Source organism: Caballeronia concitans (assembly GCF_001544615.1).
GTDB lineage: Bacteria > Pseudomonadota > Gammaproteobacteria > Burkholderiales > Burkholderiaceae > Caballeronia > Caballeronia concitans.
In genome coordinates this window covers 754,695-768,605 of sequence record NZ_FCNV02000001.1, presented here as the reverse complement: position 1 = coordinate 768,605, position 13,911 = coordinate 754,695, and the positions used below count along the sequence as shown (strand labels likewise).

General features: G+C 65.3%; 12 protein-coding genes. 2 read left to right on the top strand and 10 right to left on the bottom strand.

All coding sequences use genetic code 11. The annotated features are described in order from the left end of the window. The gene (locus AWB72_RS03610; RefSeq protein ID WP_040051677.1) at positions 1–3,192 is read right to left on the bottom strand and encodes an efflux RND transporter permease subunit; all 3,192 of its coding nucleotides are present in this window, start codon (positions 3,190–3,192) and stop codon (positions 1–3) included. 17 nt (positions 3,193–3,209) lie between these two features. Next, positions 3,210–4,439: an efflux RND transporter periplasmic adaptor subunit gene (locus AWB72_RS03605; protein WP_040051676.1), complete on the bottom strand. Its 1,230-nt coding sequence runs from the start codon at positions 4,437–4,439 to the stop codon at positions 3,210–3,212. A gap of 380 nt (positions 4,440–4,819) precedes the next feature. On the opposite strand from AWB72_RS03605, the gene AWB72_RS03600 reads away from it, so the two are divergent. Further along, positions 4,820–5,461, top strand: coding sequence for a TetR family transcriptional regulator (locus tag AWB72_RS03600; RefSeq protein WP_087127867.1), 642 nt, complete (start codon positions 4,820–4,822; stop codon positions 5,459–5,461). 25 nt (positions 5,462–5,486) lie between these two features. Here AWB72_RS03600 and AWB72_RS03595 read toward each other — a convergent pair whose 3' ends face one another. From AWB72_RS03595 to AWB72_RS03570, 6 genes are all read right to left on the bottom strand, one after another. After that, a complete protein-coding gene (locus AWB72_RS03595; RefSeq protein WP_040051674.1) occupies positions 5,487–6,107 on the bottom strand; it encodes a cysteine hydrolase family protein in 621 nt (206 codons plus the stop codon). A 48-nt stretch (positions 6,108–6,155) separates the two neighbouring features. Further along, positions 6,156–6,959 carry an SRPBCC family protein gene (locus tag AWB72_RS03590; RefSeq protein ID WP_040051673.1) on the bottom strand — a complete coding sequence of 268 codons (804 nt, stop codon included), beginning with the start codon at positions 6,957–6,959 and terminating at the stop codon, positions 6,156–6,158. A gap of 86 nt (positions 6,960–7,045) precedes the next feature. Continuing rightward, positions 7,046–7,420 (bottom strand): DUF427 domain-containing protein, encoded by a 375-nt coding sequence (locus AWB72_RS03585; RefSeq protein ID WP_040051939.1) that lies wholly within the window; start codon positions 7,418–7,420, stop codon positions 7,046–7,048. A gap of 158 nt (positions 7,421–7,578) precedes the next feature. Continuing rightward, the gene (locus tag AWB72_RS03580; protein WP_084593016.1) at positions 7,579–8,085 is read right to left on the bottom strand and encodes a hypothetical protein; all 507 of its coding nucleotides are present in this window, start codon (positions 8,083–8,085) and stop codon (positions 7,579–7,581) included. A gap of 138 nt (positions 8,086–8,223) precedes the next feature. Beyond that, positions 8,224–9,732, bottom strand: coding sequence for a DegQ family serine endoprotease (locus AWB72_RS03575; protein ID WP_040051671.1), 1,509 nt, complete (start codon positions 9,730–9,732; stop codon positions 8,224–8,226). Positions 9,733–9,901: 169 nt separating this feature from the next. Further along, positions 9,902–11,248: a YadA family autotransporter adhesin gene (locus AWB72_RS03570; protein ID WP_159459339.1), complete on the bottom strand. Its 1,347-nt coding sequence runs from the start codon at positions 11,246–11,248 to the stop codon at positions 9,902–9,904. 49 nt (positions 11,249–11,297) lie between these two features. On the opposite strand from AWB72_RS03570, the gene AWB72_RS28815 reads away from it, so the two are divergent. Beyond that, on the top strand, positions 11,298–11,519 hold the full coding sequence (locus AWB72_RS28815; protein ID WP_159459338.1) for a hypothetical protein: 222 nt from the start codon (positions 11,298–11,300) through the stop codon (positions 11,517–11,519). A 280-nt stretch (positions 11,520–11,799) separates the two neighbouring features. On the opposite strand, the gene AWB72_RS03565 is transcribed toward AWB72_RS28815, so the two are convergent. Together AWB72_RS03565 and AWB72_RS03560 are read right to left on the bottom strand one after the other, a co-directional pair. Next, complete coding sequence (locus tag AWB72_RS03565) at positions 11,800–13,101, bottom strand: ATP-binding protein (RefSeq protein ID WP_040051670.1); 1,302 nt, start codon at positions 13,099–13,101, stop codon at positions 11,800–11,802. Then, positions 13,101–13,763: a response regulator gene (locus AWB72_RS03560; protein ID WP_040051669.1), complete on the bottom strand. Its 663-nt coding sequence runs from the start codon at positions 13,761–13,763 to the stop codon at positions 13,101–13,103. The genes AWB72_RS03565 and AWB72_RS03560 overlap by 1 nt, the downstream gene beginning before the upstream one ends. Between the last annotated feature and the right edge of the window lie 148 nt (positions 13,764–13,911).

Below are 13,911 nucleotides of genomic sequence, written 5' to 3'. Positions count from 1 at the left end.
TCAGTGTCCTTCGTTGCCATCGCGCGGATTCTGCTGTTCAGGATGATGCTGCTCGTAGTGCTCGAGCGCGACTTCCGGATTTTCCTTCTCGCCGCTGAACTGCGCGCGGATCACGACGAAGAACATCGGCACCATGAAGATCGCGAGGAAGGTCGCGGTCAGCATCCCGCCGATCACGCCCGTGCCGATCGCGTGCTGGCTCGCCGATCCCGCGCCGTTGCTGATCGCGAGCGGCATCACGCCGAGCACGAACGCGAGCGACGTCATCAGAATCGGGCGCAAGCGCAGGCGCGCCGCTTCCATCGCCGCTTCGATCGGTCCCATCTTCTCCGATATCTGCAGCTCCCGCGCAAACTCGACGATCAGAATCGCGTTCTTCGCCGACAAGCCGACGGTCGTCAGAAGACCGACCTGGAAGAACACGTCGTTCTCCAGTCCGCGCAAGGTCACGGCGAGCAGCGCGCCGATCACGCCGAGCGGCACCACCATGATGACCGAGAACGGAATCGACCAGCTTTCATACAGCGCCGCGAGACACAGGAACACGACGAGGATCGAGATGCCGTAGAGAATCGGCGCCTGCGAACCGGACTGGATTTCCTGATACGACAAGCCCGTCCATTCGTAGCCGATCCCCGCCGGCAGCTTCGCCGCGAGCGCTTCCATCGCCTGCATCGCCTGGCCGGTGGATTTGCCGGGAGCCGCCGCGCCCTGGATTTCGACCGACGAGATACCGTTGTAGCGTTCGAGCTTCGGCGAACCGTAGGTCCAGTGGCCGGTCGCGAACGACGAGAACGGCACCATCCCGCCCGACGTATTGCGCACGTACCAGTCGCTCAGGTTCTCGGGCGTCATGCGGAACGGCGCGTCGGCTTGCAGGTACACCTTCTTGATCCGGCTGTCGGTATCGAGGAAGTTGTTCACATACGCCGATGCCCACGCGATCGAGAACGTCTGATCCACCGCCGATGCCGTCACGCCCAGCGCCAGCGCCTTTTCGCGGTCGATGTTGACCTTGAACTGCGGCGTGTCGTTGAGGCCGTTCGGACGCACCTGTGCGAGCGACGGGTCCTTCGCGGCCATGCCGAGCAACTGGTTGCGCGCGTTCATCAGCGCTTCGTGGCCCACGCCCGCGCGATCCTGCAGCTCGAAGTCGAAGCCCGCTGCCGTGCCGAGTTCCGGAATCGACGGCGGATTGACCGGGAACACCACCGCGTTCTTGTAGCCCGAGAAGCGCCCGAACAGCCGGCCGACGAGCGCCTGCACCTTCTGGTCGCCCTTCTGGCGCTGCGCGTAGTCCTTCATCCGCACGAACACGAGACCCGCGTTCTGGCCGCGGCCCGCGAAGCTGAAGCCGTTGACCGTGAACGTGGATTCAACGATCGACTTCTCGTCGTTCAGCAGATAGTCGGACACGTCCTTCAGCGCGCGCGCCGTGGTTTCCTGCGTCGAGCCGGCCGGGGTCTGCACGAGCACGAACATCGTGCCCTGGTCTTCATCCGGCAGGAACGACTTCGGCAGCTTCACGAACAGCAAGCCGACCGCGACGATCACCACGAGATAGATCAAAAGCCAGCGTCCCGAACGCTTGATCACGTGATAGACGCCCGAGTGATACTTGTCGCGGCTCTTGTCGAAGGTGCGGTTGAACCAGCCGAAGAAGCCCTTCTTCGCTTCGTGATGGCCCTGCGGAATCGGCTTCAGGATGGTCGCGCACAACGCCGGGGTCAGGATGAGCGCGGTCAGCACGGACAGCACCATCGCGGAAACGATCGTCAGCGAGAACTGTCGATAGATCGCGCCGACCGATCCGCCCGACATCGCCACCGGCACGAACACCGCCGAGAGCACGAGCGCCACGCCCACCAGCGCGCCGGTGATCTGGCCCATCGCCTTGCGGGTCGCCTCGCGTGGCGGCAAGCCCTCCTCCGCCATCACCCGCTCGACGTTCTCCACGACCACGATCGCATCGTCCACCAGCAAGCCGATGGCGAGCACGAGACCGAACATCGATAGCGTGTTGATCGAGAAGCCGACCGCCGCCATGATCGCGAACGTGCCGAGCAGCACGACCGGCACCGCGATGGTCGGAATCAGCGTGGCCCGCAGGTTCTGCAGGAACAGATACATCACGAGGAACACGAGCACGATGCCTTCGATCAGCGTCTTGACCACGTCCTCGATCGACAGGCGCACGAACGGCGTCGTGTCGTACGGATACTTCACGACGAGCCCGTTCGGGAAGTACTTCGACAATTCGTCGATCTTCTGGCGCACGGCCTTCGCGGTGGCGAGCGCGTTCGCGCCCGTCGCGAGCTGAATACCGAAGCCCGCCGCCGGCTGGCCGCTGTACTTCGTGTCGAAGTTGTAGTTTTCGCCGCCCAGCTCGATGCGCGCCACGTCCTTCAGCCGCACCTGCGAGCCATCCTGATTCACCTTCAGCAGGATGTTGCCGAACTGCTCGGGCGTGGACAGCAGCGTCGCCTCGGTGATGGTCGCCTGCAGCATCTGCCCCGGCACCGAAGGCGTGCCGCCGAGCGAGCCGCCCGCGACCTGCACGTTCTGCGTTTGCAGCGCCGCCTGCACATCGACCGGCGTGAGGCCGAAGTTGGTCAGCTTGTTCGCGTCGAGCCAGATGCGCATCGCGTATTGCGAGCCGAACAGCGTGACCGTGCCTACGCCGTCGAGACGGCTGACCGGATCCTGAATGTGCGACGCCACGTAGTTCGCGAGGTCGTACTTGCTCATGCTGCCGTCCTGCGACACGAACGCGAGCACGAGCAGGAAGCTGTTGCTCGACTTCGTGACCTTGGTGCCGAGCTGCTGCACGACCTGCGGCAGAAGCGGCGTCGCGAGCTGCAGCTTGTTCTGCACCTGCACCTGCGCGATGTCCGGATTCGTGCCCGGCGCGAACGTCAGCGTGATGGTCGCGGTGCCGGAGTCATCGGACGTGGACGACAGATACAGCAGGTGGTCGAGACCGCTCATCTGCTGCTCGATCACCTGCGTCACGGTGTTTTCGACCGTTTTCGCCGATGCGCCCGGGTACGTCGCGCTGATCTGGACGCCCGGCGGCGCGATGGTCGGATACTGCGCGACCGGCAGCGTGAAGATGGCCGCGATACCCGCGAGCATCAGGACGATGGCGATCACCCACGCGAAAATCGGGCGATCGATAAAGAACTTTGCCATGAGGCGGGCTCCTGGTTTTACGCGCCCGAGGCAGCAGATGCGGGTTGCGCGCTCGATGCGGATTGCGCGGCTTGCGCGTCGCTCGCCTGCGAGGCTCCCCCGGCTGCGGCCGGCAGTTGCGCGGGCACTGCCTTGACTTCGGCGCCCGGACGAACCTTGTCGACGCCTTGCACGATCACGCGGTCGCCCGCCTTGAGGCCGCTATCGACGACCCAGTACTGGCCGTAGGTGCCGGAGGTCACGAGCTGGCGCAGCGCCACCTTGTTGTCCGGACCGACGACGAGCGCCGTCGGCGTGCCCTTCTGGTCGTGCGTGATGCCGATCTGCGGCACGACGAGCGCGCTCGGATTCACGCCTTCGTCGATGCGCGCGCGCACGAACATGCCCGGCAGCAGCACGCGGTCCTTGTTCTGGAAAATCGCGCGCACGGTGACGGAACCGGTGGTCGGATCGACGGTGACGTCCGTGAACTGCAGCTTGCCCTTCTCCGAATAGACGCGGCCGTCTTCCAGCACCAGCGACACCTTCGCGGCGTTCGGGCCGCTCGTCTGGAGCCGGCCTTCCTGTATCTGGCGACGCAGCTTGAGGCCGTCGAGGCTCGACTGCGTGAGATCGACGTAAGTGGGATCGAGCTGCTGCACGGTGACCATCAACGTCGCCTGGCTCGCCTGCACGTACGCGCCCGGCGTGACTTGCGAGATGCCGACCTGGCCCGTCACCGGCGACACGACATCGGTATAGCCGAGGTTGATCTGCGCGGTATCGACGGCGGCCTTGCCTGCCGCGACGTCCGCCGCGGCCTGGCCTTGCGAGGCGACGGCGTTGTCGTAGTCCTGCTTGCTGACGGCGTTCGCGGCGACCAGCACCTTGTAGCGGTTCGCCTGCGCGGTCGTCGATGCGAGATTCGCCTGCGCCTTCGCCAGCGACGCCTTCGCGTTGTTCAACTGCGCGATGTACGGCGCCGGATCGATCTTGTAGAGCCGCTGCCCCGCCTTGACGATGCTGCCTTCGGTGAATTCACGGCGCAGCACGACGCCGTCGACGCGCGCGCGCACCTGCGCGACGAGGTACGCGCTCGTGCGGCCCGGCAGTTCGGTCGTGACCGGCACGGCGGTCGGCTGGACCGTCACGACGCCGACTTCGGGCGTCTGCGGCGGCGGTGCCGATTGTTTTTGTCCGCATGCCGCGAGCAACATGGCAGCCGTTGCGGCACTGACGAGTTGATAGGGAACCCTTTCGAAGCGCATGGAGCGACCTCTGTTCGTGACTGGTAGCGAAAAAAACGCGTGCATCTCAAGTGAGATGCCACTCGTCGCCTGAATGCCGACGTGCGCATCTGTGAGCCGCGGTGCGCGTCCGGATTGCGAATGGACACTCGCGCCGCGAGCGAATCTGAACATCGATGGTGACGAAATTCGGCCCGTATGCGACTTGCAGGGCCTTGACGTCGTGTGGGGTGGTATTATAAATACATTCACGAATGAATGTAAAAATCTGCTACAGCGCAGATTACGGGCGTAACAAACGTTCCTCGCGCTGGGCTTGACAAGCCCGATCGCTTCTCATCAATCCCCTTTCGCACTACCCGCGGCGACCCCGCCGCTCGCGGCACGCCGTCATCACGAACATGGTCAGACGAACCAAGGAAGAAGCGCAGGAGACGCGCAACCGCATTCTCGACGCCGCCGAGCGCGTTTTTTATGAAAAAGGCGTATCGCGGACGTCGCTGGTCGATATCGCGCAGGCGGCGGGCGTGACGCGCGGCGCGATCTACTGGCATTTCGCCAACAAGGGCGATCTCTTCAACGCGATGTTCGACCGCAGCCTGCTGCCGCTCGACGAACTCGTCGAGGCGACGCTCGACGGCAAGGAGCCGGACCCGCTCGCGCATATCCGCGAAATCTTCGTCTGGTGCATGCGCAACATCACCGCCGACGAGCAGCGCCGCCGCGTGTTCGACATCCTGTTTCTCAAGTGCGAATTCGTCGAGGAGATGGGGCCGGTGCGCGAGCGTCATCAGAACAACATGCGCGACGGCAGGGAACGCATCGAGCGGGCGCTGCGCAACGCCATCGAGAAACATCAACTGCCGGCCGCGCTCGATACGCGCCGCGCCACCACGCTGCTGCACGCACTTTTCACCGGCATCCTGCACGACTCGCTGATGCTGCCCGATAGCGTCGATCCGGCGCACGATTCCGAAGCGCTGATCGACGCCTGCTTCGATGCGCTGCGCACCAGCCCCGCGCTGCTCACAACGGCGGGCTGATCTCCGACCGCTCCACTGTGCGCCTTCAACGCCCGCCGGAGCGCGCCCGCTGATTCGATGCGTAGATGTTGTCGCGCGCGGGCGGCTCGCCGGTTTCGAGCGCGGCGATCCATTCGTCCGTGGTGAGCACGGCCGCGAAGCGCGACTGCATGACGACCGTGAACACGCGATGAATCTCCTCCGCGCTCGCGCGGCCCGCGCGGTTTTCGTAGGGCACGGAGCCGGTCGCATCGACGAGAAATTCCACCGACAAACCCGCGTGGACCGCGTGACGCACGGTGGAATCGTCGCAATTGTGGGTCATGTAGCCGGCGATCACGATCGTGTCGATGTCATGCGCGGCAAGCCATTCGCCGAGATCCGTTCCGGCGAACGCGCTCGGCAGCGCCTTTTCCACGTAATGAGCCCGCTCGCGCGACGCGACGGATTCGTGCAGTTCCGCCATCGCGGAGCCGCGCGCGAAGATCGGCGCGGTGGCGGGCGCGAAGTTCTGCACGACGATAATCGGCACGCCGTGTGCATCGGCGGCGTCCATCGCGCGGCCGATATTGGCGAGCGACACGTTCACATCGGGATATTCGATCGGCAGATTGCCGGTGACGTACTCGTTCTGCACGTCGATGACGATCAGGGCGCGGCGCGGCATGGCGGTCCTCGGGAAGGTGGAACGGGACACTGTAGCGCCGATCGCCGGCTATTGCAGTCCCGAGCGCTGCGCCACGAACACGAATATCGCGATGCAGACGAGCATCGCCGCCCACGCCCAGCCGGGCAATCCGAACGGATGCGAATCGTGCCGATGATCCCGCTCGCGATCCCCGAACACGTGCCCGCCCAGCCGATGCCGCAGCACGCCGCTCGCGGCGGCGTCGCCGGATGCGTGGTGCATCGCGCGCGCCGTCGATCCCGTGCGACGCGAAAACGCCGCCGACATCGCGCCGGGCCGCAGAAATACGTGGCGTCGCGTGCGCTCGCCCGCCGCGCGCATCGACGGCAAGCCGTGCTTCGCGCGCACGACTTCGCAGAGTTCCGCGAAAAAGTCGTCGGCGCCTTCGCGCAGCGCGTTCTCGATCTGGCGCGGCGGCAAGCCGGCGAGCGGGCCGGTGACCGTCGCCCAGACGGTGTAGTCGATCCACGTGGCGTCGCCGTCGTCGTCGGGATTGAGCGCGACCGCAATCTGCCCGCGCAACGAGCCGACGCCCTCGCCGCGCGCCTTGAAGCTCAGCGTGGCCGCGTAGGCGGCGGGTTCAGGGTGATCGTGCGACGGCGCGCCCGCGCTCGCGCCCTGCCGCGTCTGCCCCGCCGGATGCGCCCGCACGTCATAGCGCGCCCTGAGCGCGCCGAGCGGCACGACGAGCGTCAGCGCGTATTCGCCCGCCGGCGTGCGCGTGAACGATTCGCAATTGTCGAGGCTCGCCCGCAACAGCGCGAGATCGCCGAGCGCCTCCCGGACATGCGCCGGGTCGAGCGGCACGCGCAACGCTTCCGTGACTTCCATCCAGGCCTCCGGGACGAGAACGCCTTTCGCTTGTCCTTTTGCTTGTTTTTGGCACGCCGGGCGACGCGCGTCTGTGCGGCGCCTCGCTAAGAAGTCTCGTCGATGCGATCCACCCGCGACGGGTAGAACGCCAGATAGCCCTTGATCTGCATCACGGCATCGAACGGGCTTTCATAACTCCAGACGGCATTTTCGACCGCGCCGTCCTCGGTCAGCAGATGGTAGTAGGTGGCGTCGCCCTTGAACGGGCAATGCGACGTGTGGATCGAGCGTTCGAGCCGCGCCATGTTGACGTCGGCGCGCGGAAAATAGTGAACGTTCTCGTGCCCCGTTTCGGTGAGCGTCAGCGACGCGTGCGTGTCGGCGTAAGTGACGCCCTGGTGGATCACGCGGCAGCGCCGGGCGTTCGGCGCAATCTCGATGCGGTGCGTCGCGTGCCCGTCGTTCAGATCCGTGCTCATCGTGCTGTCCTCCGCGCTGCGGTTCAGAGAATCGCGAGGCGCGGCCGCGCGCCCCGTCCACAAAAAAGCCACGAGCTGGCTGACGTCGGCTCGTGGCTTGATTATGAGACAAAACGCCCGTCGCGAGGGGCGGCAGTTCTGATGCGCGGATCACCGCGTCATTGAATGTTCCAGTGGAACGCCGCCTTCGCGTTGCCGGGACCGGACACGCTCACGGCCTGCTTCTTCTCCTGGTCCTTGTACTTGGCGTAGACCGTATAGCTGCCCGGCGGCAGCTTGACGAGCATGTACGGACCCATCGATTCCGTGTTCAGCACTTCGCCGCCCTTTCCGCCGACGATGCGCACGCGCACGCCCGACAGATAATCGGCGGTCGGTCCGGTGAAGCGCAGCGACAGCGGCCAGTGCGCCTGTTCGCGCTGCAATGCGTGCGATTCGTCGAGGCCGACGCCGCCCGACGTGTACGACACGTCGCCTTGCTGCTGGACCTGCGGCAGGCCGCCGCCGTTGCTGTTGCCCGCGCTGCCCGTGTCGCTCGTGCCGGCGCTCGCGGGGTTCGCTCCGCTCGCGCCGCCTGCCGCCTGTGCCCATGCGCCGCTCGCCAGACCCGCCGAGAGCGCCGTTGCCAGCAGCGTCGCCGCCAGCTTTCCCGTTGTGCTCGTCATCGTCATCGTTGTTCGCTCCTTTTTCGATGCCGCCGTGCGCCGAGCGCCAGCGGCGTCACGCCCGATGCGCAGCGTTCGCGCGATTGGGCACCGTCATGCGTGCGAGCATCCCCCGTGCCCGAAGCGAACGCACGCGCTTTAGCCGAGATCCACCGGCACGAAGATCTGCGCGTCGTCACGCTGGATCAAAAGCGCGATGCTGTCGCCGGCGTGCGAGACCATCGTCTTCAGTTGCTGCACCGACGTCACTGGCTGGCCGTTGACCGCGAGGATCACATCGCCCGCCTGGATGCCCGCGCTCGCCGCCGCGCCGTTCGACTGCTGAACGACGAGTCCGCGCGACAACGATCCCGACTGCTTCTCCTCAGGCGTGAGCGGCCGCACCGCGACGCCGAGCCGCGCATCCTGCGCCGCGCCGCCGGCATCGCCGTTCACGTTGGCGCTCGCGGTCTTGGTGTCCTTGAGCGCGCCGATCGTCACGTTGATGTCCTTCGTGCTCTTGTCGCGCCAGACCTGCACCTTCGCCGAGCTGCCCGGCGCGAGTCCCGCGACCTGCGACGGCAGCGAAGTCGAATCCGTCACCGGCACGCCGTTGAGCGCGACGATCACATCGCCCGGCTGGAGACCGGCCTTCGCAGCGGGTCCGCCCGGCTCGACCGAACTCACGAGCGCGCCCTGCGGCGAAGTCATGCCGAAGGAATTGGCGAGCGTCTGGTTCATCGCCTGGACCGTCACGCCGATGCGCCCGCGATCCACATGGCCCGTCTTGATGAGCGCGTCCTTGACCTTGATCGCCTCGTTGATCGGGATCGCGAACGACAGCCCCTGGAAGCCGCCCGTCTGCGAGTAGATCATCGAGTTGATGCCGATGACTTCGCCCTGCAGATTGAAGAGCGGCCCGCCCGAGTTGCCCGGATTCACCGGCACGTCGGTCTGGATGAACGGCGTGTAGTTCTCGTTCGGCAGCGCGCGCGATTTCGCGCTGATGATGCCCGAGGTCACCGTGTTGTCGAAGCCGTACGGCGAGCCGATCGCCACGACCCACTGGCCGACCTTGCTGCCGTTCGGATCGCCGATCTTCACGGTCGGCAGATTCTTCGCGTCGATCTTCAGCACGGCGACATCCGACTGCTTGTCGGCGCCAATCACTTTCGCGCGGTACTCGCGCTTGTCCGTCAGCTTGACGGTGACGACGTTCGCGTTGTCGACGACATGCGCGTTCGTCAGAATGTAGCCGTCGCTGCTCACGATGAAGCCCGAACCCAGCCCTTCGCTCGGCCGATCCGCGCCCGGGCCGCCATCGCCGCCGCCTAAGCCGGGGACGTTGCCGTAGAAGCGCTTGAAGAACTGGTAGAAAGGATCGTCAGGGTCCATCGGCAACTGGTTGGCGCCGCCGCGCCGCGCGGACGTCTGCTTCACGACATGCTTCGCGCTGATGTTCACCACGGCCGGGCCGTACGTTTCGACGAGACCGGAGAAGTCCGGAATGCCCGTCTTGGCGGCGGCTTCGGCAGGCATCATCGCGGCTTGCGCGGGCGCGATGACCTGCGGCGCGGCAACGTTGTTATGACCGGCGACATAGCCCGCCGACAAGGCCACGGCAACGGCGGCTGCGACGGCGCTGCGGGTGAGGATCTTCGCTTTCATCGTGTGCTCCAGATAACGTGTGCGCTTGAGTAGAGCAGGCTCTACGGATGAAGCAAGATTACGGGGCGTCGCTTAAAACTTTCTTAAAAGCCGCGCGAAAGCGATAGGAAAAGGGCGGCTGCCCTTTCGGATAGCCGCCCTTCGCTTTACTGCCTTCCTGACGACAGGCTCAGAACTCGTAGCCGACCTGACCGCGCACGCCTGCATCGCCGTGCGGCGTGACCGATGCCGCCGCGTTCACGAGCCAGTGGCTGTCTTCCGAGCGATACGTGCCGCCCAGACCGATCGCGGTATAGCCGCGATAGTTCGCCACGCCCGCCGCGACGACCGTGCGGCCCGGCTGCATCGGCGTGAGGTTCGGCATGGCCATCGCGGCGGCGACGCCCGAGAACGCCTCGCGCGCAACCGTGTTGACGTTGTTCTGCACTGCGTTCAACTGGTTCATGTTGGCCGCGTCCGTTCCGGCGACGCCCGCCGCGACGTTCGTCACGCGGCGTTCGTTGCCCGCGGAGCCGACCGACACCGTGTTGTCCTGCGACGCCACCGAGTGATCGCCGAGCGCAACGGAGTTCGCCGCCGTCGCCTGCGCGCCGTTGCCGATGGCCGTCGAGTTCGCGCCCGTCGCGGTGGCGGGCGTATCGTTGGCCTGCGACGCGACGACCGAGTTGCCGCCGATCGAAATGTTCTGCACGCGCTGGTTCAGGGCATCGACCTGGATGTTGGTTGCGTAGAGCTGCGAACCGTTGACCGCGTCGGTGCTGGTCGCACTGAGCGAACCCGCCGCTACGCCCGTCAACTGGCGCGCGCCGCTCGTGCCGGTGATGTCGACGACGGTGCCGTCGGTGTCCTTCGCTACCGTGATGGTGCGCGTCGTCTGGTCCTGCTGAACCAGGCCGATGGTGCCGTTGTTGATCGCGTTGGTCAGGTTGGTGACGCCCGCTCCGGCCTGCGCGACGCGGCCATCGAGATTCGTGATCGCATCGCCGACGTTGTTCACGGCCTGGCCGTTGACCGTGTAGGTCGGCGCGGAAATGGTTCCGTCGGGATTCACGGCCGAGCCGCCGCCAAGCGCCTGCGCCGTCGAACTCGACACGGCGTAGAGCTGCGATCCGTTGACGGCTTGCTGGCTGGTTGCGTTGACCGCGCCATTGGCGACGCTTTCGAGAACCCGCGCGCCCTGCGTGCCCTTGAAGTCGACGACGGTGCCGTCGGTGTCCGGGCCGACGTTGATGTTGCGCGTCGTCGGGTCTTGCTTGACGAGGCCGATCGCGCCGGTCAGCGCGTTGATGGCGTTCGTGTTGTTCGTGACTTGCTCGTTAGTCGCGTAGAGCTGGGAGCCGTTGACTGCTTGCTTGCTGTTCCCCGATAGCTGGCCAGCAGCGAGGCCATCGATCGTGTTATTGGCCATATCCACGGCGCCGTTCATCTGGATGCCGTTGGTGGCCTGAATGGTGACCGAGCCGTTGCTGAGGCGGATTTGTTCGGCCAGGTTCGTGCTATCGCTCGTGATTTGCACGAAGTTTGTTGTGCCAGCGGTGCATGCGGGGTTCCCCATATTCATCCCCATGTTGCTGAACGTGGTGCTCGTGCCCGTCGTATCGCACATTACCGTCTGCGGAGACCCAGCCATCGCCGCCGTACTTCCCATCATCACGGCGACTGCCGCGACGATCATTTTTGAGCGGCTTGCGATCATCGATTGCAAATCAATACGGCCATATTTTCCGAGCACACGCCTCGCGTTGTTCATTGCGCCATCTCCTTTTGGAAAACGTGAAACGGCGTAGGTTATTCAGCGGTCCAAATCAAATGTACGCGATTAATCCGAAACTCATGGGCAACAGTAACTTCTCGGATTTTTACCCCAATACCAATAGACATGCGGCAATCGGTTCGACGAAACAGCGGCTTTTGACTCGCATTTAAATTGTCTGACGCCATCGAATCGCATTCCTTATATTCGATTCGACAAGCTTTAATTCGAGCGGACGCAGTTAATCCCTGCATCGCGCAGAGAAAACCTTACTTTCTTATTCCTTACCGACCGGTTTCAAGCGAATCGCGGACTCAAAGCCGAACGGTCACCTTCAATCCGCCCGCCGCCGATTCCGCCAGTTCGACGCTCGCCCCATGCTGATCCGCGATGCGCTTTACGATAGCAAGCCCCAGCCCGCTCCCCGCGACATCGGTGCGCGCGCGATTCGCGCCTTCGCCCACGCGATAAAACCGGTCGAACACGCGCTCGCGCTCTTCCGCCGGAATGCCCGGCCCCGTATCCGCGATTTCCACGACCGGATGCCCGTCGTGCAGCTTCAGGCAGACATCCACCCGTCCGCCCTTCGGCGTGTATTTCGTCGCGTTGTCGATGAGATTGTTGAACATCACGCGCAACGAATCCGGATCGCCGATGACCGTCGCGGGTTCGCTCGCCTCGATGCCCAGATCGACGCCGCGCTCCTCGGCCACGAGCACGTAGGCGCGCACGCAGTCGTCGAGCAACGCGCGCAGATCGACGGCCTTCGCGACCGCCTTGCCATCCGGCTCCGACCGCGCGAGCGCGAGCAATTGCTCCGCGAGCCGCGTGGCCCGCGCGATGCCCTCGTTCAGATCGGAAAGCGCCTCGCGCCGCGTCGCGTCGTCCTGTGCGCGCCCGACGAGCTGCGCCTGGATCTTCACGGCGGCGAGCGGCGTGCGCAATTCGTGCGCGGCATCGGCAACGAAGGCTTTTTGCGTATCGAGCGCCGCGGAAAGCCGCGAAAGCAGCGCGTTCAGCGCGCGCACGAGCGGCCGCACTTCCTGCGGCAAACGCTGGTCGGACAGCGGATCGAGCGCCTCGGGATGCCGCGTGTCGAGCGCGCGCGCCACGCGCTGCAACGGCGCGAGCCCTTGCCCGACGATCATCCAGATGGCGAGACCGAGCAGCGGCAAGAGCAGCACGAGCGGCCACAGCGTGCGCCACGCGACGCCCGCGGCCACGCGATTGCGGATCGACAGCGGCTGCGCGAGTTGCACGACGTTGTCGCCGACGATCGCGCTGTACACGCGCCATTCGCCGCGCGCCGTCATTTCGGTGGAGAAGCCGAGTTCGGCATGCGGCGCGAGCGGCACGCGCGGATGCGAGTAGTACATCAGCACGCCGTTGCGATTCCATATCTGGATGACGACGCCTTCGTCGCTCTCGCTGCGCGAGGTCAGCACCGACGAAAACGGTTCCGACGGCAGCGCCGCCGCAATCTGTTGAAGCTGGTAATCGAAGAGTTCATTGGCTTCGGCGAGCGCCTGCCGGTAGATGAGCCATCCGGCGAAGCCCACGCCGACGATCACGAGCGCGAGCAGCCAGATCAGCAGTTGGCGGCGAATCGACCGCATCAGGCGTCCTTCGCGACCATGTAGCCGAGGCCGCGCACGTTGCGGATGAGGTCGGCGCCGAGCTTCTTTCTCAGCGAATGGATGTACACCTCGACGGTGTTGCTGCCGATTTCCTCGCCCCAGCCGTAGATCTTCTCTTCGAGCTGGCTTTTCGACAGCACCGCGCCGGGCCGCGCCATCAGCGCTTCGAGCAGCGCGAATTCGCGCGCCGACAACGCGACGGGCGCACCCGCAAGCGTCACCTGATGCCCGACGGGATCGAGCGTCAGGTTGCCGTGGCGCACGAGCGATTCGCCGCGTCCCGCGTGACGGCGGATCAGCGCGCGCATGCGGGCGCCGAGCTCGTCGAGATCGAAGGGCTTGACGAGATAATCGTCCGCGCCGGCGTCGAGGCCCTTCACGCGATCCGCGATGGCATCGCGCGCGGTCACGATCAGCACCGGCAGCGCGTTTGCGCGGGCGCGCAGCGTCTTCAGCACGTCGAGGCCGTCGCGCTTGGGCAGGCCGAGATCGAGCAGCATGAGGTCGTATGCTTCGCCGGACACCGCCGTGAGCGCGGCCTCGCCGTCCTGCACCCAATCGACCGCGAAGCCGTCCGCGCGCAGCGCCTTGCGCACGCCTTCGGCGATCATCCGGTCATCTTCGACTAGCAGGATACGCATGGCATCGTGTATGAATGGTCAGGACATGGGATCCGGTCCATTTTAGCCGCGCGACCACGCGGCAGGCTTAAACCGGACTTAACCGCGCGGCGCGTTCCGGCGATCCGGCGATCCGTACGATTCCCGCAAGCCGGCTTGTCTACAATAG